The following is a 25,172-nucleotide window of genomic DNA, read 5'->3' as shown; positions in this document are numbered from 1 at the left end:
GCTCCTTGCCGTCACGCCGGCTGGCTGTGGTGCTTGCCCAGGTCGTCTTCGGCGTTGCTCCAGCGCAGGCTGACATCGGTGGGTTCGTCGAGTTGGCGGCTGCGCCACCTGTCTTGGGTTTCCCGGACCGCGGCGTTGATCCGTTCGATCTCGCTGCGGAACACCTCGGGACGGGTTTCCTTGCTGGCGTAGTGGAAGTAGGTGAGCAGCCCGCGCAGCAGCTCCAGCTTCTCCTTCTCCCGCTTGGCCAGGTCGTGGGTGGTCATCAACTCGATGCGCTGCACGGGCGGCAGGGCGTCCCAGTCCAGCACGACGTCGGTGTGCAGCGGCGTGCGTTCCCGCTGCCAGAACCGCCGGCCGCCGGCCGGCGCCGGCCGGTCGTAGTAGGTGACGGTGCCGGTGAAGCGGGATTCGATGCCGCTGCCGATCTCGGCGCGGTCCAGCGCGGAGTCCCACACCGTGCGCCACTCCTGGCCGGGCGCCAGCACCGGCAGCTGGCGGGGCAGTCGCAGTTCGACGACGTCGGCGTAGCCGTCGGTGGCGCTCTCGTATTCGGCCACGGTGGGCGGATTGTCGAAGGAGAATTCGATGTCGTAGGCAGCGGTCTGGCCGAAGTTGCGGACCACCAGTTCGATGACGTGCCAGTCGGCCGGGTGCGGCTCCATGAACATCGCGACGTGCGGGCGGGTCTGCTCGGCGGCCGCCCGGCGATTGCGGGCGATCTGGCTGTTGGTGAAGATCAGCGTGATGACGGCGAGCGCGATCGCCGCCCATGCTGCCCACGCGATCCAGGTGCTGGACCCGACGTGCGTGACCCCATGCCAGCTGTCCTGGATCCAACCCATGGAATCCACCCTCCGCTTATATCACAGGGCCGGCCGCGGGGTGATCACGATCGAGCGATCACCGGACGGCTCAGCCGCCCATCAACGTCCGCCATTGGTCAAGGTCGGAGGCCCGGTAGACGTAGTTGGACCGCTTCACCTCCGACAGCGAGGCGCTCGGCTCGGCCGAGTACCAGTGCCCGGGAAACACCGTCGGGTCCCCGGGAAGCTTCGCCAGCCGCTGCAGGCTGCGGTACATCTCGTCGGAGTCGCCGCCTGGGAAGTCGGTGCGCCCGCAGCCCTCCAGGAACAGCGTGTCCCCGGCGACCAGCCGGCCGTCCAGCAGGAAGCACTGGCTGCCCGGCGTGTGACCGGGGGTGTGCAGCAACTCGATCTCGATGTCGCCGATGCTGACCTTGTCGTGGTTCTCGTGCGCGGTCAGGTCGCTTGCGCTGATCCCGGTGACCCGCGAAACCCACAGCGCCTCATGGCTATTGACGTGCACCGGCACCGGCGCCCGCTCCAGCAGTTCGGCCAGGCCCGCCAGCGTGAACCCCATCATCGAGCCGCCCACGTGGTCGGGGTGGTGATGGGTCACCAGCACGCCGGACAGGTGCATGCCGTCGGCCTCGAGCGTGTCGAGCAGGTCGGAGGCGGCGTAGGCGGGGTCGACCACCACGCAGTCCCCGGTCTGCCGGTCACCGATCAGGTAGGCGAAGTTGCGCATCTGCGTCGCGAACATGTCGCCGGCGGCGAAGTCGCGACCGGAGAGCAGTTGGCGAAAGTACAGCCGGTCGTCGGACACCTGACCAGACTATGACGCGGCCGCGGGTGGCCCGCCACCCCTTGCGGATTCGGCCGGCCGGACTTTGCCGCACACGGCCTGCCAGCAACGGCTTCGGCGGGTGGTCAGTGGGTATTGTTGCCGCATGAGGAAGAAGGTTGAAATCGAGGTCGACCTCGAATTGGTCGATGAGGCGATCCGCCGCTTCCATCTCGCCGACGCCCGCGAGGCCGTCAATCTCGCGTTGCGGACCCTGCTGCACGAGGGCGATTCCGTCGCATCCGAAGACGAGTACGACGAGTTCAGCGACCTCAGCGCCTGGCAGCCTCGGCGGAACGCCGAAAGCGGCTGATCGGCATCCGGCGTGGTTTGGTGCCGCTGCGAACCAGGCTGTACCCTCTTCTAGGCCCGCGCGACTGGTCGCTTCGGGTGAACGGCCCCCTTAGCTCAGTCGGTAGAGCGTTTCCATGGTAAGGAAAAGGTCAACGGTTCGATTCCGTTAGGGGGCTCGGCGGACGCCGAGCAGGCGTGGCGGCCCCGACCCCAAAAGGGGTGGCCAGAGGCGATGTAGCTCAGTCGGTTAGAGCGAACGACTCATAATCGTTAGGTCGCCGGTTCGAGTCCGGCCATCGCTACAACCCAACAGCACGGATTTTTTCACGAATCGAGGCAGAACCGTCATGGCTTCCAGTACCGACGTACGGCCGAAAATCACCTTGGCGTGCGAGGTGTGCAAGCACCGCAACTACATCACCAAGAAAAACCGCCGGAACGACCCGGACCGACTGGAGCTGAAGAAGTACTGCCCCAACTGCGGTAAGCACCAGGCGCATCGGGAGACACGCTAGCGGCCGGCCGCGCGCGTTCACTCCGATTGACTAGGTAGTTTAAGAACCGTGCCGTTAACCACAAACCTCGTCGGGATGCACTACCGCTACCCCGACCATTACGAGGTGGAGCGGGAGAAGATCCGCGAGTACGCGGTCGCCGTGCAGAACGACGACGCGTGGTACTTCGAGGAGAAGGCGGCCTCCGAGCTCGGCTACAAGGGCCTGCTGGCCCCGCTCACGTTTGTCTGCGTCTTCGGCTACATGGCGCAGTCGTCGTTTTTCAAGCATGCCAACATCGCGGTGAAGGACGCCCAGATCGTCCAGGTGGACCAGGTGTTGAAGTTCTACGCCCCGCTGGTGGCGGGCGACAAGCTCTACTGCGACGTCTACGTGGACTCGGTGCGGGTGTCGCACGGCACCCAGATCATCGTCACCAAGAATGTCATCACCAACGAGGCCGGTGACGTCGTGCAAGAGACCTACACGACCCTGGCGGGCCGTGCCGGCGAGGATGGAGAAGAGGGATTTACTGATGCCACTGCGTGAGTTCAGCTCCGTGAAGGTGGGTGACCTGCTTCCGGAGAAGGTCTACCCGCTGACCCGTCAGGATCTGGTGAATTACGCGGGGGTGTCCGGCGACCTGAACCCGATCCACTGGGACGACGAGATGGCCAAGGTCGTCGGCCTGGACACCGCGATCGCGCACGGCATGCTGACCATGGGCATCGGCGGGGGCTACGTCACCGCGTGGATCGGCGACCCGGGCGCGGTCACCGAATACAACGTGCGGTTCACCGCCGTGGTGCCGGTGCCCAACGACGGCAAGGGCGCCGAGCTGGTGTTCAACGGCAGGGTGAAGTCGGCGGACCCGGAGACCAAGTCGGTCACCATCGCGCTGACGGCCACCACGGGCGGCAAGAAGATCTTCGGTAGGGCCATCGCGTCCGCGATCCTTGCGTAGGCCATGGCGCTCAAAACAGACATCCGGGGAATGATCTGGCGCTATCCCGACTACTTCGTTGTGGGGCGCGAACAGCTGCGTCAGTTCGCCCTGTCCGTCAAGAACCGCCACCCGGCCCACTTCTCCGAGGACGCCGCCGCCGAACTCGGCCACGACGCGATCATCGCGCCGCTGACCTTCGCGACCATTTTCGCCAAGCTGGTCCAGCTGGATTTCTTCCGGCACGTCGACATCGGCATGGAGACCCTGGTGATCGTGCAGGTCGACCAGCGGTTCGTGTTCTCCAAGCCGATCAAGGCCGGCGACAAGCTGTGGGCGCGGATGGACATCGTGTCGGTGGACGAGCGGTTCGGCGCCGACATCGTGGTCACCAAGAACATCTGCACCAACGACGACGGTGAGCTGGTGCTGGAGGCCTACACCACGCTGATGAGTCAGTTCAACGGCGACCAGTCGGCGAAGCTGCGCTGGGACTCCGAGTCCGGCCAGGTCGTCAGAACGGCGTAATTGGTATCTGACTCCCGCTCCGATGTACACTCGGGCCTCGGGGTTTTCCCAGCATCAGCGCGCTTTCCGTGAGTCGAGCAATCGGGAGGCGCGCGTGTCATGTAAGCCCCGGTAGGTAAGCGCAGGTTGGCCTGCCAACCGCGAAGGGGCGTAGCTCAACTGGCAGAGCAGCGGTCTCCAAAACCGCAGGTTGCAGGTTCAAGTCCTGTCGCCCCTGCTGAACAGGGATCCGTGTCATGGTGGACACTGGAAGACATGCCGCCACTGATGGGACGGCTCTTGGGGTACTAGCAAACAAAGGAGCATGCGGTGAGCGACGAAGGCGACGTTGCCAACGACGCCGCAAGCGACGGCGCTGACACGACGGACGACCGCGCCGGCGGTGGCCGGACCGCGGTGGTGACGCGGCCGCAGCGCCCTACCGGCAAGCGGTCACGGCAGCGGGCGGCGGGGGACGCCGACGCGGAGCCGTCGGACGAGGCCGAGGTCTCCGCGCCGGAGAAAGCCGAGAAAGCCAAGCGCAAGAAGGCCGCGAAGCCGAAGAAATCCGCGGACACCCGGGCGAACCCGTTTGTGTTCGTCTACAACTACCTCAAGCAGGTCGTTGCAGAGATGCGGAAGGTCATCTGGCCCAACCGCAAGCAGATGCTCACCTACACCTCCGTCGTGCTGGCCTTCCTGGCCTTCATGGTGGCGCTGGTCGGCCTGGCGGATTTCGGCCTGACCAAGCTGGTGCTGCTGGTGTTCGGCTGAGCGAGTGACGCCGCTTTGAAAGTGACAGAGAGGACTCAACCCGTGACTACCTTCGACGGTGACCCGTCCGCGGGTGACGCGGTCGACCTGAGGGAGACCGACGAGGCCACCGAGGCCGCCGACGAGGCCGCCGAGACCACCGAGGACGCCGCCGAGTCGGCCGAGACGCAGGGCGAACCGGCGGAAGAGGTTGACCCGGCCGCCGCGCTCAAGGCCGAACTGCGCAGCAAGCCCGGCGACTGGTACGTCATCCACTCCTACGCGGGATACGAGAACAAGGTCAAAGCCAACCTGGAAACGCGGGTGCAGAACCTCGACGTCGGGGACTACATCTTCCAGGTCGAGGTGCCCACCGAAGAGGTCACCGAGATCAAGAACGGCCAGCGCAAGCAGGTCAACCGCAAGGTGCTGCCCGGCTACATCCTGGTGCGGATGGATCTGACCGACGACTCGTGGGCCGCGGTGCGCAACACGCCCGGGGTCACCGGGTTCGTCGGCGCGACGTCGCGCCCGTCGGCGCTGTCGCTCGACGACGTGGTGAAGTTCCTGCTGCCGCGCGGCGCGACGAAGAAGGTCGCCAAGGGTGCGGCCAGCACCGCGGCCGCCGCCGAGGCGGGCGGCCTGGAGCGTCCGGCCATCGAGGTCGACTACGAGGTGGGCGAGTCGGTGACGGTGATGGACGGACCGTTCGCCACCCTGCCGGCCACCATCAGCGAGGTCAACGGCGAGCAGCAGAAGCTCAAGGTGCTGGTGTCCATCTTCGGCCGCGAAACGCCGGTGGAACTGACCTTCAGCCAAGTCTCCAAGCTCTGAACCGGCACCGGCGCCGGGCACAAACCAGGAAGGACAACAACATCTCATGGCCCCGAAGAAGAAAGTCGTCGGGCTGATCAAGCTCCAGATCCAGGCGGGGCAGGCCAACCCGGCGCCGCCGGTCGGGCCCGCGCTCGGTCAGCACGGCGTCAACATCATGGAGTTCTGCAAGGCCTACAACGCCGCCACCGAGAACCAGCGCGGCCAGGTCATCCCCGTCGAGATCACCGTCTACGAGGACCGCAGCTTCACGTTCGCGCTCAAGACCCCGCCCGCGGCCAAGCTGTTGCTCAAGGCCGCCGGTGTGGGTAAGGGCTCGGCCGAGCCGCACAAGAACAAGGTCGCCAAGGTCAGCTGGGACCAGGTCAAGGAGATCGCCGAGACCAAGAAGGCCGACCTGAACGCCAACGACATCGACGCCGCGGCCAAGATCATCGCCGGCACCGCCCGGTCGATGGGTATCACCGTCGAGTAGTCCGAGCATGACGGAGCGGGGCGAGGAACGAGGCCCAGCGTAGGAATGCGAAGGACGAATCGACGCAAAGATACCGTCGAGTAGGACCCTCGTCGAATAAACCTGAGCACGACGGAGCGGGCCGAGGAACGAGGCCCAGCGTAGGAGTGCGAAGGGCTTATTCGACGAGAAACAACCCCGTGGGAGGGCCAGCTTCGGCCCGCCAACCACGACCCAACACCAGATTGGATGAGTCAATGAGCAAGCGCAGCAAGGCATATCGCGCGGCCGCCGAGAAGGTGGACCGCGACAACCTCTACACCCCGTTGCAGGCGGCCAAGCTGGCCAAGGAGACGTCGTCGACCAAGCAGGACGCGACCGTCGAGGTGGCGATCCGGCTCGGCGTCGACCCGCGCAAGGCGGACCAGATGGTGCGCGGCACGGTCAACCTGCCGCACGGCACCGGCAAGACCGCCCGGGTCGCGGTGTTCGCCGTCGGCGAGAAGGCCGAGCAGGCGCAGGCCGCCGGCGCCGACATCGTCGGCAGCGACGACCTGATCGAAAAGATCCAAGGCGGCTTCCTGGACTTCGACGCGGCCATCGCCACGCCCGACCAGATGGCCAAGGTGGGCCGCATCGCCCGGGTGCTCGGCCCGCGCGGCCTGATGCCCAACCCCAAGACCGGCACCGTCACCCCCGACGTCGCCAAGGCCGTCGCCGACATCAAGGGCGGCAAGATCAACTTCCGGGTGGACAAGCAGGCCAACCTGCACTTCGTCATCGGCAAGGCGTCGTTCGACGAGAAGGCCCTCGCGGAGAACTACGGTGCCGCGCTGGACGAAGTGCTGCGGCTCAAGCCGTCGGCGTCCAAGGGCCGGTACCTGAAGAAGATCACCGTGTCGACGACGACGGGCCCGGGCATTCCGGTGGACCCGTCGATCACCCGCAACTTCGCCGAGGCCTAGGTCCCGCCGCGAGAGTGCAACTAGCGACGGCCGTTCTCGGGAAATGCGTCGCCAGTTGCACTTTCGGCAGCTGAAGTGCACTCGGCGATGCGCCGTCTCAGGAATTCGCGGCCCGGCTCGGAACCGTTGGACTGCAACGCGATTCGGTACCAGGGCAGCGCCTCGGCGGGCCGCCCGGCGCGCCGCAGGAGATCGGCGCGGAGCGTCGCGATGAGATTCGAGCGTTCCAGCTTAGGTTCGTCCACCTCCTCCAAGGCGGCTAAGCCGGCGTCGGGACCGTCGCGCAGCCCGATCGCCAGCGCGCGATTCGCGGCCACCACCGGTGAACGGGTCAGTTGCCATAGCCGGTCGTAGGCGGCGCAGATGGTGACCCAGTCGGTTTCTTCCCAGGACGGTGCGGTGGCGTGCAGCGCGGCGATGACCGCCTGCGGCAGGTAGGCGCCGCTCGACCCCTCGGCATAACGCAACCGGTCCAGTCCGGCCGTGATGCGCCGGCGGTCCCAGCGCGTACGGTCCTGCTCCTCGAGCGGTACCGGCACACCGCGGGCGTCGACCCTTGTGGCGCGCCGCGAATCATGCAGCAGCATCAGCGCGGACAGCGCGTGTGCCTCGCGCTCGTCGGGCAGCAGCGCGCACAACTCGGCGCCCAGCCGAATGCCTTCGTCGCACAGGTCGTCCCGGATCGCCGACGGCCCCGCGGTGGACCAGTAGCCCTCGGTGAACACCGAGTACACGCAGGCCAGCACGTGCGGAGTGCGCTCGCCCAGCAGCTCGGCGGGCGGCACCCTGAGCGGGATGTTGGCGTGGCGAACCTTGTTCTTGGCGCGGGTGATTCGCTGACCGATGGCGGCCTCGGACTGCAGCAGCGCCCGGGCGATCTCGGCGACGGTCAGCCCGGACACCAAGCGCAACGTCAGCGCCAGCTGCGACGGTCGGTCCAGGGCCGGGTGCGCGCAGGTGAACATCATCCGCAGCTCGTCGTCGCGCACCGGATGCGGGTCGGCGGCATCGGTGCGCGCCCGAATGTCGTCCAGCACGGCGGCCAATTCCTTTCCGGGACGCACGGATTCGCGGCGCAGCCGATCGCGGGCGCGGTTGCGCGCGACGGTGACCAGCCAGCCGCCCGGATTGGCGGGCATCCCGTCGCGGCGCCAGGCGCGCAGCGCCTCGGCGCAGGCCTCCTGGACGGCGTCCTCGGCGACGGTGAGGTCACCCGACCACCGCGCCAGCGCGGCGACGGCGGGTCCCCACTCCCGGCGGAAGACGCCGTCCAGGTCGGCCATGCGCCTACAGGCCGGAGACTCCCGCCAGCTGGCGCAGCTGCACCGTGGACGCGGGAATCATGGACGCGATCTTGACGGCCTCGTCGCGATCGGCGGCGCCCAGCAGGTAGATCCCGGTGGCGATCTCCGCGCTCTCCACATACGGCCCGTCGGTGATCAGCACCTCGCCGTCGCGCACCCGCACCGTGGTGGCGGTGGACTTGTCGTGCAGCGCGGCGCCGCCGATGATGTGGTCGCCGGCGGCCGCGTGCAGCTCCGCGTGCTTGGCGGCCACCGCCTCCCACTCCGGCGTGCCGGGCGTGTGGGCGGATTCGGCCGGTTCCAGCAGCAGCGCCAGCCAGTCGTTGCCGGTGATCCTGCGGGACGGCTCGACCGCGTGCACCACCGGCCACAGCTCCACCGCCCCGAACGCGGCGACCGGCACGTCGCGCGCCAGCGCCAGCGCCTCGTCCAGGTTCTCGGCCTCGAAAATGTAGTAGCCGCAGGCCACCTCCGCGGTCTCGGCGAACGGGCCGTCGGTCACCACCGGCGCGTCGGGGCCGCCGGTGATGACGGCCGCGGCCGCGGCGGGCGCCAGCGCGTCACCGGCCTTGATCGCCGGACCGGCCTTGGCGTGGAAGCTTTCCCACGCCGCCATGGCGGCGGCCGCGTCGTCGGGCTTGCGCTCCTGCTCCCTGCTGATCAACAGCGCGAAGTACTGCATGTCGTCACCTCCAGGTGGTGAGCGGAACCGTGTGTTCCACTCTCTACCTACTCGACGAACGGCGCAGCCCTAATCCGACAGCCGCCGCGAAAATCAGGCGGCCGCCCCCGGCTTGAGGTAGGTCACCAGGCTGCAGTCGAGCATCTCCTCGGTGAAGTAGTGCTCGCAGCCGCGCAGGTACTTGATGTAGCGGTTGTACACCTCTTCGGAGGTGACCTCGATGGCCTTGTCCCGGTTCGACTCCAGCGTGTCGCCCCAGATGTGCAGCGTCTTGATGTAGTGCGGCCGCAACGAAAGAGGTTCGGGCACAACGAATCCCGCCTTCTCGCCGTGATCGACCATCATCTGGGTGGACGGCAGCCGGCCGCCAGGGAAGATCTCGGTGACGATGAACTTGATGAACCGCGCCGTCTCGAAGCTCAGCTTCTTGCCGCGGGCGGCCAGGTCGTAGGGGTGGTAGCTGACGCTGCTCTGCACGGTCATCCGGCCGTCGTCGGGCATGATGTCGAAGGTCCGCTTGAAGAAGTCGTCGTAGTTCTCGTGGCCGAAGTGCTCGAACGCCTCGATGGACACGATGCGGTCGACCGGCTCGTTGAAGTCCTCCCAGTTCTGCAGCCGCACCTGGCGGGAGCGGTTGCTGTCCAGCGAGGCGAGCAGCTCCTCGCAGCGGGCGTGCTGGTTCTTGGACAGCGTCAGGCCGATCACGTTGACGTCGAACCGCTCCACGGCGCGCTTCATGGTGGTGCCCCACCCGCAGCCGATGTCCAGCAGCGTCATGCCCGGCTTGAGGTCCAGCTTGTCCAGGTTGAGGTCGATCTTGGCGTACTGGGCCTCTTCCAGGCTCATGTCGTCGCGCGCGAAGTAGGCGCAGCTGTAGGTCCGGGTCGGGTCCTGGAACAGGCCGAAGAAATCGTCGGAGACGTCGTAGTGCGCCTGGATGTCCTCCGAACGTGTCCGCGTCTTGGTCGGGCTACTCGGTTGCTCAGCCATGTTCGTCCTGTTCTCCTGGAGGAGGCGTTCCTGACGGTGCGAGTGCGCGTCGCGGGCCCGACCGCGGATGCAAAGTCTACTGCGCTACTTGGTCAGGGTGTATTGGGCCACGTTGGAGATTCCTTTGCGGAACAGCTCCGCGCAGCCGGTCAGGTAGCGCATGAAGCGGTCGTAGACCTCCTGCGACTGGATGGCGATGGCCTGCTCCCGGTTGGCCTCCAGGTTGGCTGCCCAGGTGTCCAGGGTCCGGGCGTAGTGCGGCCGCAGGTACTGGACCTGCTCCAGCGAGAAGCCGCTGGCCTGGGACAGGTCGACGATGTCGGCTTCGCCGCACATCTGCCCGCCGGGGAAGATCTCCTTGCCCAGGAAGTGGAAGAACCGCAGATCCGACATGGTGATCGGGATGCCGCGTTCCTTCCACTGCGACTGCGGGTAGGTGAAGATGCTGTGCATCAGCATCCGGCTGTCGTTGGGCAGCCTCTTGTAGGCCCAATCCCAGAACGCGGGCCAGCGTTCCTTTTTGAACGCGTCGAAGGCCTCGAAGCTGATGATCCGGTCGACGGGCTCGTCGAACTCTTCCCAACCCTGCAGCCGGGCCTCGGCGCGCCGGGTGGTCGGGATCGCGGCCAGCCTCTCCTTGGTGCGCGCATAGTGGTTGCGGCTGAGCGTGATACCGATGACGTTCACGTCGTATTTTTCCAGCGCCCGCACAACGGCCCCACCCCAGCCGCAGCCGACGTCGAGCAGCGTCATGCCCGGTTCGAGGTTCAGCTTGTCTAGCCCCAGATCCAGCTTGGCCAGCTGCGCCTGTTCCAGCGTCATGTCGTCGTTTTCGAAATAGGCGCAGGTGTACACCATGTTGGGGTCAAGGAACAACGCGAAGAAGTCGTCGGAAATGTCGTAGGTTGCTTGCGACTCTTCGTAATACGGCTTCAGCTTGGCCATCGGTTACACCCACCCTCCTTCGACAACCGTACAACTCTGTGACTTGGACTGAAAATTGCGGGGAACCGTTTCTACCGAGAGTTTTTGGCTCAGCTGGCCTTGGCGAAGTTGTTCGCCAGCACGCCGATCACCTGATCCCACAACTGCTGTGGCAGATCATGACCCATCCCGTCGAATAACACCAATCGGGCGCCGTCGATGGCGCGGGCCACCGCGCGGCCCCCGAACGGCCGCATCAGCTTGTCCGCCCGGCCGTGGATCACCACGGTGGGCGCGGTGGTCCGACGGTTGTAGCGGCGCAGGCTGCCGCTGCCCAGCACGGCGGAAAAGTGTCGCGCGACGCCCTGCGGGTAGTAGTTGCGGTCGTAGCCCTCGGCGGCCTCGGCGCGCGCCTGCTCCTCGGGCACCCGGTAGCGCGGGCTGCCGATGATCCTGCCGACCCGCACCGCGTTGTCGATGATCACCTCGCGCGGCGAGTCGGGCGGCGGCCCCTTCAGCAGCGCCAGCAGCGCCCGCGGCGCCGGCGGCGGCAGCAGCGCGGAATTGTTGCTGGAGAAGATGACCGCCAGGGTTTTGGTGCGCTGGCGGAACCGGGCGGCGAAAATCTGGGCGATCATGCCGCCCATCGACGCCCCCACGATGTGGGCGTCGTCGATGCCCAAATGGTCCAGCACGGCCGCGGCGTCGTCGGCCATGTCCTCGAGCCGGTACGCCGATTGGCTGGGCAGGCCCAGCCAGGACCGCAGCAGCCGGGTGACCAGCGGTTGCCCCGAGCTGCGGTGCTCGGTCTTGCTGGACAGCCCCACGTCGCGGTTGTCGTACCGGATCACCCGCAGCCCGCGGCCCACCAGCTTCTCGCAGAACGCGGTCCGCCACAGCAGCAGCTGGGCGCCCAGCCCCATGATCAGCAGCACCGGCGGGTCGTCGATGTCGCCCATGTCCTCGTAGTAGAGCTTCAGGTCGCCTGATATGGCGTGCCCCGTGCGGACCTGCACCATCGAAGGCCCCTAGACCTCGACGTCGGATTCGAACTCGGAGGAGTGCTCGCGGCTGACCTCGACCATGAAGTTGGCGAAATACCCGGTCAGTTGCGGATCCGACATCATCTGCCACTTGGGTGCCAGCAGCTTCATGTAGCGCTCGACGTAGAGGAATTGCTTGCCGATCAGCACCAGCTCGCGGGGCAGCTTGACGTCGTAGGCGTCGGCCAGCGCCGACAGCTGGCGGCCGATGTCGGCGTAGGACATGTCGCCCAGGGTCTGCATGGTCAGCGGGGTGGCGAATTTCTCCAGGTCCTTGGCGGCCTGGGCTTCGGGTTTCACGGTGCCCACGGCGCCCATCAGCACCACGATCTTGCCGGCCGCGGCGTGGTCCTTCTTGACCAGCAGCGCATACACCAGCTCGCGCAGCAGCCAGCGGGTGCGCGGGTCGATGCGGCCCATGATGCCGAAGTCGAAGAACACGATGCGGCCCGCCTCGTCGACGTAGAGGTTGCCGGCGTGCAGGTCGCCGTGGAACAAGCCGTGCCGCAGCCCGCCCTCGAACAGGCTGAACAGCAGCGCCTTGACCAGCTCAACCCCGTCGAACCCGGCCTTGCGGACCGCGGCGACGTCGTCGATGCGGATCCCGGACACCCGCTCCATGGTCAGCACCCGGTCGGTGGTGAAGTCCCAGTACACCTGCGGCACCCGGATGTTTTTGCCCAGCGGCGAGGCGTGCAGGTGCGACACCCAGGCCTCCATCGACTGGGCCTCCAGCCGGAAGTTCAGCTCCTCGGCCAGGTTGTCGGAGAAGTCGGCGACCACGTCCTGGGCGGACAGCCGGCGGCCGAGCTTGGCCAGCTCGACGGCCTGGGCGAAGCGCTTGAGGATCTGCAGGTCGGCGGCGACCCGGCGGCGGATGCCCGGCCGCTGGATCTTGACGACGACCTCCTCGCCGGTGTGCAGGGTGGCGTAGTGCACCTGGGCGATGGACGCCGAGGCGAACGGGGTCTCGTCCCAGCTGGCGAACAGCTCGGACGGGTCGGCCCCGAGCTCCTCGAGGAACAGCTTGTGCACCTCGTCGGGGTCGGCGGGCGGCACCCGGTCCAGCAGGCCGCGGAACTCCCGGGACAGCGATTCGCCGAACGCGCCGGGGCTGGACGCGATGATCTGCCCGAACTTGACGTAGGTGGGCCCCAGGTCGGCGAACGTCTGGGGGAGCTGCTTGATCACCTTCTGCTGCCACGGGCCCTTGGCCGGCAGCTTGGTGAGGACGCGAGCGGCGGAGCGGGTGACCTGCCAACCGGTCGCCGCTACCCGGGCCGCCTCGACCGGCAACGGCACCCGGTCGAGCTTGGCCACCTCTCGATGTTTGGTAGAGCTCATCAGTGCAGTGTGCCAAATCGGCGCTGGCGAGTCCCAATCCGCTAGCGCCGATCGCCGCCCTTCCAGGGCTGCACCCAGCCCTCGATGGCCCAGCCCTCCCGCGCGGCGATCAACTCGTACATGGTGGCGCCGTCGATCGTCTCCCGGATGATGTCGGCGTGCCCGGCGTGCCGGGCCAGCTCGTTGATGACGTGCAGGATCACCCAGCGCACCGACCAGGCCTGCTGGTCCTTGGGAAACCAGGGGATGTCGTGCGGCACCGGCACCGCGGCGTCCAGGTCGGCGGTCCGTGCCAGCCGCAGCGATTCGGCGTTCTGGGCCTCGAACGCGTCCAGCAGCTCTTGCAGCGTCTCGTCGGGCCGCATCACGTGCTGGTCGGCGAACTCGGCGGCGACCTGCTCGAACGGGCGGGTGTCCTTCGGGGGTGCGCCGGGCGCGGCGGCGACGCGGGCCATCCAGCTGCGTTGCATGCCGGTGGCGTGCTTGATCAGCCCGCCGATCGACAAGGCGCTGACCGACGGCGCCGAGCGGGCCTGCTCGTCGGTCAGGCCGTGCGACACCGCGAAGTAGGCGCTTTGGTGATACGCCAGGAATTCGCACAGGGCACTGCGTTCGTCGGCCACCGGACGGGCGAGAGCGGGCATCGGTCGATCTTAGGCTGTGCGGGCCGTAAAGTGCGGGGATGCAGGTGGTTTCGGCATGGAAATAACGTCGGCGCTCTCGACCGAGCTGTTCGTCGGGCCGCCCGAGGCGCCGCTGCAGCGGGTGCGCGTCGCCGTCGCCGGCTGCGCCGAGCCCACCCCGGTCCGCGTCGACGGCCCCGGTCTGCGCGGGCGCGCGCTCGCCGAACCCGGCGCCGAGGTCATCGAGGTGGCGGTGACGGTCGACGAACCCGTCGTCGGGCAGCGCCGGCCCGCCCGGGCGGGCGCCGGCGAGGCGGAGCTGCCGTTCGAATTCACTGTGGCCGAGCCGGGCTGGACGATGTTCATGGTCAGCCACTTCCACTACGACCCGGTGTGGTGGAACACCCAGGGCGCCTACACCAGCGAGTGGACCGAGGACCCGCCCGGGCGGGCCCGGCAGACCAACGGCTTCGACCTGGTGCACGCACATCTGGAGATGGCCCGCCGCGAGCCCGAGTACAAGTTCGTGCTGGCCGAGGTGGACTACCTCAAGCCGTACTGGGACACCCGCCCCGAAGACCGCGCCGACCTGCGCCGGTTCATCGCGCAGGGCCGGGTCGAGGTGATGGGCGGCACCTACAACGAACCCAACACCAACCTCACCAGCCCGGAGACGACCATCCGAAACCTGGTGCACGGCACGGGTTTTCAGCGCGACGTGGTGGGGGCCGACCCGGCCACCGCGTGGCAGCTGGACGTGTTCGGTCACGATCCGCAGTTCCCGGGGCTGGCCGCCGACGCCGGCCTGACGTCGAGCTCCTGGGCGCGCGGGCCGCACCACCAGTGGGGCCCGGCGACCGGCGACGGCTCCGACGGCGGCGTCGAGCGCATGCAGTTCTCCAGCGAATTCGAGTGGATCGCGCCGTCGGGCCGCGGCCTGCTCACCCACTACATGCCCGCGCACTATTCGGCGGGCTGGTGGATGGATTCGGCGGCGTCGCTGGCCGAGGCGCAGGACGCCACCTACGCGCTGTTCGTCCAGCTGAAAAAGGTCGCGCTGACCCGCAACGTGCTGCTGCCGGTCGGCACCGACTACACCCCACCGAACAAGTGGGTCACCGCCATCCACCGCGACTGGGCGGCCCGCTACACCTGGCCGCGGTTCGTGTGCGCGCTGCCCCGGGAGTTCTTCGCGGCGGTGCGCGCCGAACTGGCGCAGCGCGGCGGCGCGCCGTCCCCGCAGACCCGCGACATGAACCCGATCTACACCGGCAAGGACGTGTCCTACATCGACACCAAGCAGGCCAACCGGGCCGCCGAGAACACGGTGCTGGCCGCCGAGCGCTTCGCGGTGTTCGCCGGGCTGCTGGCCGGCGCCGAATACCCGCAGGCGGCCCTGGCCAAGGCCTGGGTGCAGCTGGCCTACGGCGCCCACCACGACGCCATCACCGGCTCGGAATCCGACCAGGTTTACCTGGACCTGCTGACCGGCTGGCGGGACGCCTGGGAGCTGGGCCGCACCGTCCGCGACGACGCGCTGGCGCTGCTGTCTCGCCGGGTCGACGGCGCCGACGTGACGGTGTGGAACCCGCTCAACGGCCGGCGCACCGACGTGGTCACCGCGCGGCTGGACACGGCGCCGGGCGCCGGCGTGCGGGTGCTCGACGCGGACGGCGCTGAGGTGCCCGCGCACGTCGAGCACGGCGGGCGCTCGGTCAGCTGGCTGGCCCGCGACGTGCCGTCGCTGGGCTGGCGGGCCTACCGGCTGGTCGCGGGCGAGGCGGCGAGCGGGTGGGCGCCACTGCCGGGCAGCGCGATCGCCAACGAGCACTACCGGCTGGCGGTCGACGCCGAGCGCGGCGGGACAGTGGCGTCGCTGATCGCCGACGGTCGCGAGCTGATCGGCGAGGGCCGGGTGGGCAACGAGCTGGCCGTCTACGAGGAGTACCCGTCGCACCCGAGCCAGGGCGAGGGCCCGTGGCACCTGCTGCCCAAGGGGCCGGTGGTGTGCTCGTCGGCGACGCGGGCGCGGGTGCGGGCCTACCGGGGCCCGCTCGGGGAGCGGGTGGTGGTGCACGGCCGGATCGGCACGCTGCTGCGCTACACCCAGACCCTGACGCTGTGGCGCGGCGTCGCGCGGGTGGACTGCCGCACCACCATCGACGAGTTCACCGGCGCCGACCGGCTGGTGCGGCTGCGCTGGCCGTGCCCGGTGCCGGGGGCCATGCCGGTCAGCGAGGTCGGCGACGCCGTCGTCGGCCGCGGTTTCGCGCTGCTGCACGACGGGGACCGGGCGCTGGACACCGCCCGGCACCCGTGGACCCTGGACAACCCGGCCTACGGCTGGTTCGGCTTGTCCTCGGCGGCCCGGGTCCGCATCAGCGACGGCGGCCTCCGGTGCCTGTCGGTGGCCGAGGTGGTGTCGCCGGCGGAGACGACGTCCGGCCCGCTGGCCCGGGAATTGCTGGTCGCGCTGGTCCGGGCGGGCGTCACGGCCACCTGCAGCGCCGCCGACGGGCCGCGCTACGGCCACCTCGAGGTCGACTCCAACCTGCCCGACGTGCGAGTCGCGCTGGGCGGGCCGCGCCGCAACGCCTTCACCGCGGCCGTGCTGGCCGACGCCGACCCGGCCTACGCCGACGAGCTGCGGCGTCAGCTGGCCGCGACCGGCCGGGCCAGGCTGTGGGTGCCGGCCCGCGCCCCGCTGGCCGCGGTGTGGCTGCCCGACGCCGACCTGCGCGACGCGCGGGCGCTGCCGGTGCTGGTGGTCGACGGCCGCGACGAGCGCGAGCTGCGCGCGGCGATCGCCGCGCTGGTCGACGACCTCGGCGACGCCGAGATCACCGTAACGCAGCAATCGCCTTCGCGGACAGAGGATTTCGACGATTACACCGTCGCGCTGCTGAACCGGGGTGTGCCCAGCTTCGCCGTCGACACTGCGGGCACCCTGCACACCGCGCTGCTGCGGTCCTGCACCGGCTGGCCGTCGGGCATCTGGATCGACGACCCGCGCCGCAGCGCGCCGGACGGCTCCAATTTCCAGCTGCAGCACTGGACGCACCATTTCGACTACGCGTTGGTCAGCGGCCCCGGCGACTGGCGGCGCGCCGAAATCCCCGCTCGCAGCGCGCAATTCGGGAATCCGCTGTTAGCCGTCGCGGCGGGCGGCGGCGCGGGCACCGGGCCCGGTCTGCCGCCGGCCGGTTCGCTGCTGCGGGTGCAGCCCGCCGAATCGGTCCAGCTGGCCGCCCTCAAGGCGGCCGGCAACCCGCTGGCGTCGGGCAGCGCGGCACGGCCCGACCCGACCGCGGTGGCCCTGCGGCTGGTGGAAACCGCCGGGGCGGGCACCCGCGTCGCCGTCGACTCCGACGTGGCCACGGTGAGCGACCTGCACGCCGCCGATCTGCTGGAAAAGCCGTCCCGCCAAGTGAATTCGATCGACCTGCACGGCTACCAGGTGGCCACGGTGCTGGCCCGCCTGCACGCGCCGGCCGCCCCGGCCGGCGCCGCCGCGCTCGCGCCGCACGCCGAGGCCGCCCAGCCGCTCTACGCGCGCTACTGGTTGCACAACCGGGGCCCCGCGCCGCTCGGCGGGCTGCCCGCCGTCGCCCACCTGCATCCGGCGCGGGCGTCGGCCGACCCGGACAGCAGGGTCACGCTGCGGCTGTCGGCGGCCAGCGACTGCACCGACGCCACGCTGGCCGGCGCGGTGCTGCTGCGCTGCCCGGACGGCTGGTCGGCCGACCCGGCCGAGCTGCCGCTGCGGCTGTGCGCCGGCCAGCACCTGCAGGCCGACATCGCGGTGTCGGTCCCGGCCCGCGCCGCACCGGGGCTCTATCCGGTCCGGGCCGAACTGCGCCTCAGCGGGGAGCACCTCCCGGCGTCCTGGCGCCAGGGCGTCGAGGACGTGTGCGTGGTGGCGGTGGGCGACGCCGAGCGGGCGCCGCTGATCTACCTCGCCGACGAGCCGGCCGAGGTCACACTGGAACCCGGCGAGGCCGTGGACCTGACCGTCGCCGTCGGCAGCCACGCCCGCGCCGAGCTGGCGCTGGAGGCCCACCTGATCAGCCCGTGGGGCACCTGGGACTGGATGGGGCCCGCCGCGGTCGGCGCCGTCCTGCCCGCCCGCGGCGCCGTCGACCTCGGCTTCCGGCTGGCCCCGCCGGCCTGGCTGGACCCCGGCCAGTGGTGGGCGCTGGTCCGGATCGGCTGCGCCGGCGAACTGCTCTACTCGCCGGCGGTGCGGGTGACGGTCACATGAGCGGCCACCCGGTTGCGACCGTTGCCGGCGTCCCGGTTTCCTCCGTCGAGGTCGACGCCGCCGAGGCCCGGTTGCGCGGCGGGCGCGGCACGGCGGCGCTGCCGCCACCCGGCACCAGCGAGGGCCGGCAACTGCGGCGCTGGCTGACCCAACTGATCGTGACCCGCCGCGTCATCGCCGCCGAGGCGGCCGCGCGCGGCCTGACCCGGCCGGCGCGCCGAACGAGGCCGAGCTGTTGCCCGACGTGACCGCCCGGCTGGAGATCGGCAGCGTGGCCGCCGCCGTGCTGGCCGACCCGCTGGCCCGGGCGCTGTTCGCCGACGTCACCGCCGCGGTGGACGTCGCCGAGCCGGAGCTGGCCGCCTACCACGCCCGCAACCCGCTCCGGTTCGCCCCGTCGCAGCCCGTCCAAAATGTTTGGCACACAACGGCTTTGGTTGCCCCGCCGCTGGACGAGGTGCGACCGGCGATCCGCGAGCAGTTGCGCGGCGCGGCGCGGCGGCGGGCCTTCCGGCTGTGGCTGGACGAACGCCGCGCCGCGCTGGTGCGGCTCGCGCCCGGCTACGAGCATCCCGGCGACCCCCGCCAACCCGACAACACGCATCGGCACTGATCGGCATGCTCACTCTCGGCCTGGATATCGGCGGCACCAAAATCGCTGCCGCACTTGTTGATTCGGCCGGCACGCTGGTCCACACCGCCGTCCGCCCCACCCCCAACCCGGCACCCGCCGACGACGTGTGGGATGTGGTGCACGCCCTGATCGCCGAGGAGGTGCGGGCGGCCGGCGCCCCGATCGCGGCCGTGGGTATCGCGTCGGCCGGGCCCGTCGACCTACCCAGCGGATCCGTCAGCCCGATCAACATCGCCGGCTGGCACCGTTTCCCGTTGCGCGACAAGGTCGCCGCGGTGGTGCCCGCGACACCGGTGGTGCTGGGCGGCGACGGGCTCTGCATGGCGCTGGGGGAGCAGTGGCTGGGCGCGGGACGCGGCGTCCGCTTCCTGCTGGGCATGGTGGTCTCCACCGGGGTGGGTGGCGGCCTGGTGCTCGACGGCGCCCCCTACCCGGGCCGCACCGGCAACGCCGGTCACGTCGGGCACGTGGTGGTCGAACTGGACGGCCGGCCCTGCACCTGCGGCGGGCACGGCTGCGTGGAGACGGTGGCCTCCGGGCCGTCGATGGTGCGCTGGGCGCGCGAAAACGGGTGGTCGGCGGCGCCGGGGGCCGGCGCCCGGGACCTGGCCGCCGCCGCGGCCTCAGACCCGTTGGCGCAGAAGGCGTTTCACCGGTCGGCCGACGCGCTGGCGGCGATGATCGCCTCGGTCGGTGCGGTGTGCGATCTGGACGTGGTGGTGATCGGGGGAGGCGTCGCCCAGTCCGGGCCGCTGCTGTTCGACCCGCTGCGCGAAAGGCTGGCCCACTACGCCGGGCTGGACTTCCTGTCCGGGCTGACGGTGGTGCCGGGGGAACTCGGCGGCAATGCCGGACTGATCGGCGCGGCCCGGCTGGCGACCCTGGCGCGACCCGCCGGCTCCTAGGCTGACCCGATGGACCACAGCATCGACGCACTCGCGGTCGTGATCATGGGGCTGATGGTCGGCGTGGAGCTGGCGGTCGCGGTGTTCTTCCACCCGCTCATCGCCCGGCTGCCCGACGACGCCTTCCGCACCGCCCGCGGCGGCGCCGCGCGGGCGCTGGGCACGGTGATGCCGTTCTGGTACGCGATGACGTTGTTGCTGCTGGGCTCGCTCGCCGTGCAGGAACGGGGCGCCCCCTACGACTGGCTGGTCGGCGTCGCCGCCGGCCTGATGGCCGTGGTGGTGCTGGTGACGGTGACCATGCTGGTGCCGATCAACAACCGGATCGCGAAATGGCCGGCCACCGGGCAGCTGTCGCGCGAACTGGCGGCGCGCTGGGACCGGCGCCACCGGCTGCGGGTGGTCCTGCTGCTGGGTGCCTATGTGCTGCTCACCGTCGCGGTCACCGGAGCCGTCACCTGAGCCGTGAACCGAGCCGTCACCTGAACCGTGAAGACGCCGTTTTGGCTGATCGCGCGGCCCGCGCTATGGTGTTAGCCGATCCACCGAAGACCGTCGGTCACCGAGCAATCGGTCGAAGGTCCGGGAACATCCCGGCGGCCCACGCAGGAGGACGAGGCAGCAGCGCCGGCATCAGCGCCGGTTGTTCGTTACGCCCCGGCCGTGTCCTGCGCCGGGGCGTTCGTCGTTTTCGGGGGACACGAGACGACACGTCGCACTGACTTTCACTTCAGGAGCAGGAGGTAGGCATGGCCAGGGCTGACAAGGCCACCGCCGTTGCAGACATCGCCGAGCAGTTCAAGGAGGCGACCGCGACCCTGATCACCGAGTACCGGGGTCTGACGGTCGCCAACCTGGCCGAGCTGCGGCGCTCGCTGAGCGGGGCGGCCACCTACTCGGTGGCCAAGAACACGCTGGTCAAGCGGGCGGCGTCGGAGGCCGGCATCGAGGGCCTGGACGAGCTCTTCGCCGGCCCGACGGCCATCGCGTTCGTCACCGGGGAACCGGTCGACGCGGCCAAGGCCATCAAGACCTTCGCCAAGGAGCACAAGGCGCTGGTCATCAAGGGCGGCTACATGGACGGCCGGGCGCTCTCGGTCGCCGAGGTGGAGCGCATCGCCGACCTCGAGTCCCGCGAGGTGCTGCTGGCCAAGCTGGCCGGCGCGATGAAGGGCAACCTGGCCAAGGCGGCCGGGCTATTCAACGCCCCGGCCTCGCAGGTCGCCCGCCTGGCGGCCGCCCTGCAGGAGAAGAAGGCCGCCGAATGCCCCGCCGAGGCCCCGCAACCAGCTGCCGAAACACCCGCCGAGGCCCCCGAGGCCCCGGCCGACGCCGAATAACCACCAAACCCGGAACTTGGGAAGAACAAGGAAGGACCCACACCCATGGCAAAGATGTCCACCGACGACCTGCTCGACGCGTTCAAGGAGATGACCCTGCTGGAGCTCTCCGACTTCGTGAAGAAGTTCGAGGAGACCTTCGAGGTCACCGCGGCCGCCCCGGTCGCCGTCGCCGCGGCCGGCCCGGCCGCCGGTGGCGCGCCCGCCGAGGCCGCCGAGGAGCAGTCGGAGTTCGACGTGATCCTCGAGTCCGCCGGCGACAAGAAGATCGGCGTGATCAAGGTGGTCCGCGAGATCGTCTCCGGCCTGGGCCTCAAGGAGGCCAAGGACCTGGTCGACGGCGCGCCCAAGCCGCTGCTGGAGAAGGTCGCCAAGGAGGCGGCCGACGACGCCAAGGCCAAGCTCGAGGCCGCCGGCGCCACCGTCACCGTCAAGTAAGCCGGTTCGCGCGATACCCCCGGGACGCCTGCCCGTGCAGGCCCCGGGGGTTTCGTGTGCTCAGCTCCCGAGCATCGCTGAGCGCATCGACTGCGACACCCGCTTGGGTGAATCGCCAAGAGCGACAAGCAGATTCGAGGTCATCGAGCCGAGCACCGGCAGCACCGCCGAGCCGTCGTCGCCGCAGTAGCCGGCCAGCTCGAGCATCACGAACCCGTGGATGGACGCCCAGAACTGGGCCGCCGTCGCCACCACCGCGCCGTCGTCGTCGGCCGAGCCGGCGGTGATCCGCCCGGCCCGCATGCACCGGTGCACCGCGCGCACCACGTGCGCGAAGCTGGGGTAGTTCTGCTCGATCTCGGCCACCGTCAGCGTCAGCACGTTGTGGGCGGGCGCGTTGATGCCGTGCGCGCTGGTGCTGCCGAACATCAGCCGATACATGTGCCGATGTTTGATCGCGTAGCGCCGGTAGGCCGCGCCGATCACGAACAGGTCCGCGACCGGGTCGTCGGTCGGCGGCACCGTCAGCGCGGCGTCGAACTGCCGCAGCCCCTCCTCGGCCACCTCGGCGATCAGCCCGCGCATCCCGCCGAAATGTGTGTACACCGCCATCGTCGAGGTGCCCGCCGCCCCGGCGACCTTGCGGGTCTGCAGCGCGTCGGCACCGTGCTCGTGCAGCAGCGCCACGGCCGCGGCGAGCATGCCGTCGCGGACGTTGCGCTGCGGGGCTGGTTGCGAAGTCATCGTTGCGATCGTCCCTTCCCCGGCGTACCGTCGCAATAACAGCGTCATATCAATGTTATAGGAGTCGGGCATGACCACCACGCGCACCGTCGCCAATCCCTATCTGGACGGCTTCCTGGCGCCGGTGCGCGCCGAAGTCACCGCGTTCGACCTGCCCGTCACCGGACGCATTCCCGACCACCTCGACGGGCGCTACCTGCGCAACGGCCCCAACCCGGTCGCCGAGGTCGACCCGGCGACCTACCACTGGTTCAGCGGCGACGGGATGGTCCACGGCGTCGCGCTGCGCGACGGGCGGGCCCGCTGGTATCGCAACCGCTGGGTGCGCACCGCGCACGTGTGCGCCGCGCTCGGCGAGCCCGCGCCCGGCGGGCTGGACCCGCGCGCCGGAATGCTGTCCGTCGGACCCAACACCGACGTGCTCAGCCACGCCGGGCAGACGCTGGCCCTGGTCGAAGGGGGCGGCGCCAACTACCGGCTCACCGAGGACCTGGACACCGTCGGCACCTGCGACTTCGACGGAACCCTGTTCGGCGGCTACACCGCCCACCCGCACCGCGACCCCCGCACCGGCGAATTGCACGCCGTCTCCTACTCGTTCGGGCGGGGGCGCCGCGTGCAGTACTCGGTGATCGACACCGCCGGGCGCGCGCGGCGCACCGTCGACATCGAGGTGAGCGGGTCGCCGATGATGCACGACTTCTCGCTCACCGACGAGTACGTGGTGATCTACGACCTGCCGGTGACGTTCGACCCCGTGCAGGTGATGCCGGCCGACGTGCCGCGCTGGCTGAGCGCACCGGCCCGGCTGGTCGTGCAGTCGCTGCTCGGGCGGGTGCAGCTGCCCGGCCCGATGGCCACGGCGATGAACCGCAATCGGCAGCCGCTGCACCGGATGCCCTACCGGTGGAACGACGCCTACCCGGCGCGGCTGGGCGTCATGCCCCGCGACGGCGGTAACGACGAGGTTCGGTGGTTCGACATCGAGCCCTGCTACGTCTACCACCCGCTCAACGCCTACTCCGAAATACGTGACGGCGCAAAGGTTTTGGTGCTCGACGTGGTGCGCTACTCGCGGATGTTCGACCGCGACCTGCGCGGTCCCGGCGACACCCGCCCGACGCTGGACCGCTGGACCGTCAACCTGGCGACCGGGGCGGTCGGCAGCGAGCTGCGCGACGACCGCCCGCAGGAGTTCCCCCGGATCAACGAGGCCCTGCTGGGCCGGCGGCACCGCTTCGGCTACACCGTCGGCACCGACGGCGGCTACCTGTCCGACGGCGCCTCGGAGATGTCCACCGGCCTGTACAAGCACGACTACGCCACCGGCTCGCGCCGGGTCGCGCCGCTGGACCCCGACCTTTTGATCGGCGAGATGTGCTTCGTGCCCAACCCGGCCGGCGGCCAAGACGGCACGGAGGACGACGGCATCCTGATGGGCTTCGGCTATCACCGCGGCCGCGACGAAAACCAGCTGGTGTTGCTGGACGCCCAGAGTCTCGAGCAGGTGGCGGCCGTGCACCTGCCGCAGCGGGTCCCGATGGGCTTCCACGGCAACTGGGTGCCCGCTGGCTAACACGTGCGTCAAATAAGTTGTGCCGCGCGCGGTTCCGGGTGATCTCGGGACGGCCAAATTTGCACGGCGGTGCCGCGCAACCCTGATGCCGTGTGGCAGGCGTGCGCTACAGTGACTCATGCCACAGAAAAGGGCAGGTGGCGGGCATGAGCGTCGACGGAAGGATCTCCCATGGGTGTCGCTATTGAGGTGAACGGCCTCACGAAGTCCTTCGGATCGTCACGAATTTGGGAGGACGTGACCCTGGAAATCCCCGCCGGGGAGGTCAGCGTGCTGCTGGGGCCGTCGGGTACCGGCAAATCGGTGTTCCTGAAATCGCTGATCGGTCTGCTGCGCCCCGAGCGCGGCTCGGTGGTCATCGACGGCACCGACATCCTGCAGTGCTCGGCCAAGGAGCTCTACGAGATCCGCACCCTGTTCGGCGTGATGTTCCAGGACGGCGCCCTGTTCGGTTCGATGAACCTGTTCGACAACGCCGCCTTCCCGCTGCGCGAGCACACCAAGAAGAAGGAAAGCGAGATCCGTGACATCGTCATGGAGAAGCTGGAACTGGTGGGTCTGGGCGGCGACGAGAAGAAGTTCCCCGGCGAGATCTCCGGCGGTATGCGCAAGCGCGCCAGCCTGGCCCGCGCCCTGGTGATGGACCCGCAGATCATCCTGTGCGACGAGCCGGACTCCGGTCTGGACCCGGTGCGCACCGCCTACCTGAGCCAGCTGATCCTCGACATCAACGCCCAGATCGACGCCACCGTCCTGATCGTCACGCACAACATCAACATCGCCCGCACTGTGCCGGACAACATGGGCATGCTGTTCCGCCGCAAGCTGGTCATGTTCGGCCCCCGCGAGGTGCTGCTGACCAGCGACGAGCCCGTGGTCAAGCAGTTCCTCAACGGCCGCCGCATCGGGCCGATCGGCATGTCCGAGGAGAAGGACGAGGCCACCATGGCCGAAGAGCAGGCCGCGCTGGAGGCCGGCCAGCACGCCGGCGGTGTGGAGGAGATCGAGGGCGTGCCGCCCCAGATCGTCGCCTCGCCGGGCATGCCGGAGCGCAAGGCCGTCGCCCGGCGCCAGGCCCGGGTGCGCGAGATCCTGCACACCCTGCCGCAGAAGGCGCAGGCGGCGATCCTCGACGACCTGGAGGGCACCCACAAGTACCGGGCACACGAGGTCGGCGACTAGCGCGGCCGGCCCGAAAGTTCGCGATAACTTCGCGTAACTTGGCGGCCCGCCCTCTTGACGACGGGCCGTAAACGGGCCAGTCTGTTGGGCAGCATGTATCCAGCGGAAACTCGAGACGCCAGCCAGCGCCGATGTCCCTGGATTGCTTGTGCTGGACAGTTGAGGAATGCGCCGCCCTGCGCTATTGTTGGACGTTGCGCTGGCTACCTCCTGCCCACCTCACCCGCCACTTGACACCGTGGTCTAAGCCTGAGCCCCTTGATGTGGCTTAGTTCTTTAGTTGCGCGCGTG

26 protein-coding genes, 3 tRNA genes and 1 pseudogene are annotated in these 25,172 nt (G+C 69.3%); 20 read left to right on the top strand and 10 right to left on the bottom strand.

The features are described 5' to 3' along the window. Positions 1 to 11: 11 nt before the first annotated feature. Together NF20_RS19140 and NF20_RS19135 are read right to left on the bottom strand one after the other, a co-directional pair. Entirely contained in the window at positions 12 to 845 is an 834-nt protein-coding gene (locus NF20_RS19140; protein ID WP_003873578.1) for a hypothetical protein, read from the bottom strand. Between the two features lie 70 nt (positions 846 to 915). Further along, a complete protein-coding gene (locus NF20_RS19135) occupies positions 916 to 1,629 on the bottom strand; it encodes an MBL fold metallo-hydrolase (RefSeq protein ID WP_023900683.1) in 714 nt (237 codons plus the stop codon). 124 nt (positions 1,630 to 1,753) lie between these two features. On the opposite strand from NF20_RS19135, the gene NF20_RS19130 reads away from it, so the two are divergent. The 12 genes from NF20_RS19130 (at position 1,754) to rplA (ending at position 6,891) form a co-directional block, all read left to right on the top strand. After that, positions 1,754 to 1,960 (top strand): type II toxin-antitoxin system VapB family antitoxin, encoded by a 207-nt coding sequence (locus NF20_RS19130; protein ID WP_003873576.1) that lies wholly within the window; start codon positions 1,754 to 1,756, stop codon positions 1,958 to 1,960. An 84-nt stretch (positions 1,961 to 2,044) separates the two neighbouring features. Further along, positions 2,045 to 2,117 (top strand) — tRNA-Thr (locus NF20_RS19125). A gap of 52 nt (positions 2,118 to 2,169) precedes the next feature. Then, positions 2,170 to 2,243, top strand: a tRNA-Met gene (locus NF20_RS19120). 45 nt (positions 2,244 to 2,288) lie between these two features. Further along, positions 2,289 to 2,456, top strand: a complete 168-nt coding sequence (gene rpmG / locus NF20_RS19115; RefSeq protein ID WP_003873575.1) for a 50S ribosomal protein L33 — start codon at positions 2,289 to 2,291, stop codon at positions 2,454 to 2,456. Positions 2,457 to 2,531: 75 nt separating this feature from the next. Further along, positions 2,532 to 2,984: a (3R)-hydroxyacyl-ACP dehydratase subunit HadA gene (gene hadA, locus NF20_RS19110; RefSeq protein ID WP_003873574.1), complete on the top strand. Its 453-nt coding sequence runs from the start codon at positions 2,532 to 2,534 to the stop codon at positions 2,982 to 2,984. After that, complete coding sequence (hadB, locus tag NF20_RS19105) at positions 2,971 to 3,399, top strand: (3R)-hydroxyacyl-ACP dehydratase subunit HadB (protein WP_003879406.1); 429 nt, start codon at positions 2,971 to 2,973, stop codon at positions 3,397 to 3,399. Before hadA ends, hadB begins: the two co-directional genes overlap by 14 nt. 3 nt (positions 3,400 to 3,402) lie before the next feature. Next, positions 3,403 to 3,906, top strand: a complete 504-nt coding sequence (gene hadC, locus NF20_RS19100; protein ID WP_003879407.1) for a (3R)-hydroxyacyl-ACP dehydratase subunit HadC — start codon at positions 3,403 to 3,405, stop codon at positions 3,904 to 3,906. A 144-nt stretch (positions 3,907 to 4,050) separates the two neighbouring features. After that, positions 4,051 to 4,123: transfer RNA gene (locus NF20_RS19095), tRNA-Trp, on the top strand. Positions 4,124 to 4,215: 92 nt separating this feature from the next. Beyond that, positions 4,216 to 4,659, top strand: a complete 444-nt coding sequence (gene secE / locus NF20_RS19090; RefSeq protein ID WP_003873571.1) for a preprotein translocase subunit SecE — start codon at positions 4,216 to 4,218, stop codon at positions 4,657 to 4,659. Positions 4,660 to 4,701: 42 nt separating this feature from the next. Continuing rightward, a complete protein-coding gene (nusG, locus tag NF20_RS19085; protein WP_003873570.1) occupies positions 4,702 to 5,472 on the top strand; it encodes a transcription termination/antitermination protein NusG in 771 nt (256 codons plus the stop codon). A 46-nt stretch (positions 5,473 to 5,518) separates the two neighbouring features. After that, positions 5,519 to 5,947, top strand: coding sequence for a 50S ribosomal protein L11 (gene rplK / locus NF20_RS19080; protein ID WP_003873569.1), 429 nt, complete (start codon positions 5,519 to 5,521; stop codon positions 5,945 to 5,947). Between the two features lie 236 nt (positions 5,948 to 6,183). After that, the gene (rplA, locus tag NF20_RS19075) at positions 6,184 to 6,891 is read left to right on the top strand and encodes a 50S ribosomal protein L1 (RefSeq protein WP_003873568.1); all 708 of its coding nucleotides are present in this window, start codon (positions 6,184 to 6,186) and stop codon (positions 6,889 to 6,891) included. Between the two features lie 20 nt (positions 6,892 to 6,911). Here rplA and NF20_RS19070 read toward each other — a convergent pair whose 3' ends face one another. From NF20_RS19070 to NF20_RS19040, 7 genes are all read right to left on the bottom strand, one after another. Further along, positions 6,912 to 8,174 carry an RNA polymerase sigma factor gene (locus NF20_RS19070; RefSeq protein ID WP_033710805.1) on the bottom strand — a complete coding sequence of 421 codons (1,263 nt, stop codon included), beginning with the start codon at positions 8,172 to 8,174 and terminating at the stop codon, positions 6,912 to 6,914. Between the two features lie 4 nt (positions 8,175 to 8,178). Beyond that, a complete protein-coding gene (locus NF20_RS19065; RefSeq protein ID WP_033710807.1) occupies positions 8,179 to 8,877 on the bottom strand; it encodes a YciI family protein in 699 nt (232 codons plus the stop codon). Between the two features lie 93 nt (positions 8,878 to 8,970). Next, complete coding sequence (mmaA4, locus tag NF20_RS19060) at positions 8,971 to 9,867, bottom strand: hydroxymycolate synthase MmaA4 (protein WP_003873565.1); 897 nt, start codon at positions 9,865 to 9,867, stop codon at positions 8,971 to 8,973. Between the two features lie 84 nt (positions 9,868 to 9,951). Beyond that, on the bottom strand, positions 9,952 to 10,812 hold the full coding sequence (locus tag NF20_RS19055; protein WP_033710808.1) for a cyclopropane mycolic acid synthase family methyltransferase: 861 nt from the start codon (positions 10,810 to 10,812) through the stop codon (positions 9,952 to 9,954). Positions 10,813 to 10,901: 89 nt separating this feature from the next. Next, positions 10,902 to 11,810, bottom strand: coding sequence for an alpha/beta fold hydrolase (locus NF20_RS19050; protein ID WP_003873563.1), 909 nt, complete (start codon positions 11,808 to 11,810; stop codon positions 10,902 to 10,904). Positions 11,811 to 11,819: 9 nt separating this feature from the next. After that, a complete protein-coding gene (locus tag NF20_RS19045; RefSeq protein ID WP_010950242.1) occupies positions 11,820 to 13,178 on the bottom strand; it encodes an ABC1 kinase family protein in 1,359 nt (452 codons plus the stop codon). A 41-nt stretch (positions 13,179 to 13,219) separates the two neighbouring features. Continuing rightward, positions 13,220 to 13,801: a DinB family protein gene (locus NF20_RS19040; protein WP_009979144.1), complete on the bottom strand. Its 582-nt coding sequence runs from the start codon at positions 13,799 to 13,801 to the stop codon at positions 13,220 to 13,222. Positions 13,802 to 13,877: 76 nt separating this feature from the next. Between NF20_RS19040 and NF20_RS19035 the strand changes: the two genes are divergently transcribed. From NF20_RS19035 to rplL, 6 genes and pseudogenes are all read left to right on the top strand, one after another. After that, positions 13,878 to 18,062 carry an NEW3 domain-containing protein gene (locus tag NF20_RS19035; protein WP_033717390.1) on the top strand — a complete coding sequence of 1,395 codons (4,185 nt, stop codon included), beginning with the start codon at positions 13,878 to 13,880 and terminating at the stop codon, positions 18,060 to 18,062. After that, positions 18,059 to 18,675 (top strand): annotated as a pseudogene (locus tag NF20_RS27335) (malonyl CoA-ACP transacylase). The gene NF20_RS19035 and the pseudogene NF20_RS27335 overlap by 4 nt, the downstream one beginning before the upstream one ends. A gap of 5 nt (positions 18,676 to 18,680) precedes the next feature. After that, complete coding sequence (locus tag NF20_RS19025; RefSeq protein ID WP_033710811.1) at positions 18,681 to 19,601, top strand: ROK family protein; 921 nt, start codon at positions 18,681 to 18,683, stop codon at positions 19,599 to 19,601. 9 nt (positions 19,602 to 19,610) lie between these two features. Further along, a complete protein-coding gene (locus tag NF20_RS19020) occupies positions 19,611 to 20,063 on the top strand; it encodes a DUF1772 domain-containing protein (RefSeq protein ID WP_011726098.1) in 453 nt (150 codons plus the stop codon). A 287-nt stretch (positions 20,064 to 20,350) separates the two neighbouring features. After that, positions 20,351 to 20,941 carry a 50S ribosomal protein L10 gene (gene rplJ, locus NF20_RS19015; protein WP_011726097.1) on the top strand — a complete coding sequence of 197 codons (591 nt, stop codon included), beginning with the start codon at positions 20,351 to 20,353 and terminating at the stop codon, positions 20,939 to 20,941. 45 nt (positions 20,942 to 20,986) lie between these two features. Continuing rightward, the gene (rplL, locus tag NF20_RS19010; RefSeq protein WP_003873555.1) at positions 20,987 to 21,379 is read left to right on the top strand and encodes a 50S ribosomal protein L7/L12; all 393 of its coding nucleotides are present in this window, start codon (positions 20,987 to 20,989) and stop codon (positions 21,377 to 21,379) included. A 60-nt stretch (positions 21,380 to 21,439) separates the two neighbouring features. Here the strand turns inward: rplL and NF20_RS19005 are convergent, their stop codons facing one another. Further along, entirely contained in the window at positions 21,440 to 22,123 is a 684-nt protein-coding gene (locus NF20_RS19005) for a TetR/AcrR family transcriptional regulator (RefSeq protein ID WP_011726096.1), read from the bottom strand. Positions 22,124 to 22,193: 70 nt separating this feature from the next. Between NF20_RS19005 and NF20_RS19000 the strand changes: the two genes are divergently transcribed. After that, the gene (locus tag NF20_RS19000; protein WP_033710813.1) at positions 22,194 to 23,699 is read left to right on the top strand and encodes a carotenoid oxygenase family protein; all 1,506 of its coding nucleotides are present in this window, start codon (positions 22,194 to 22,196) and stop codon (positions 23,697 to 23,699) included. 171 nt (positions 23,700 to 23,870) lie between these two features. Then, a complete protein-coding gene (locus NF20_RS18995) occupies positions 23,871 to 24,881 on the top strand; it encodes an ABC transporter ATP-binding protein (RefSeq protein ID WP_003873552.1) in 1,011 nt (336 codons plus the stop codon). The last annotated feature ends 291 nt before the right edge of the window (positions 24,882 to 25,172 follow it).

Origin of the sequence: Mycobacterium sp. MAC_080597_8934 (genome assembly GCF_000523975.1) — a bacterium.
In the GTDB taxonomy this organism is placed as follows: Bacteria; Actinomycetota; Actinomycetes; order Mycobacteriales; family Mycobacteriaceae; genus Mycobacterium; species Mycobacterium avium.
This window is presented reverse-complemented; position numbering and strand designations above follow the sequence as displayed.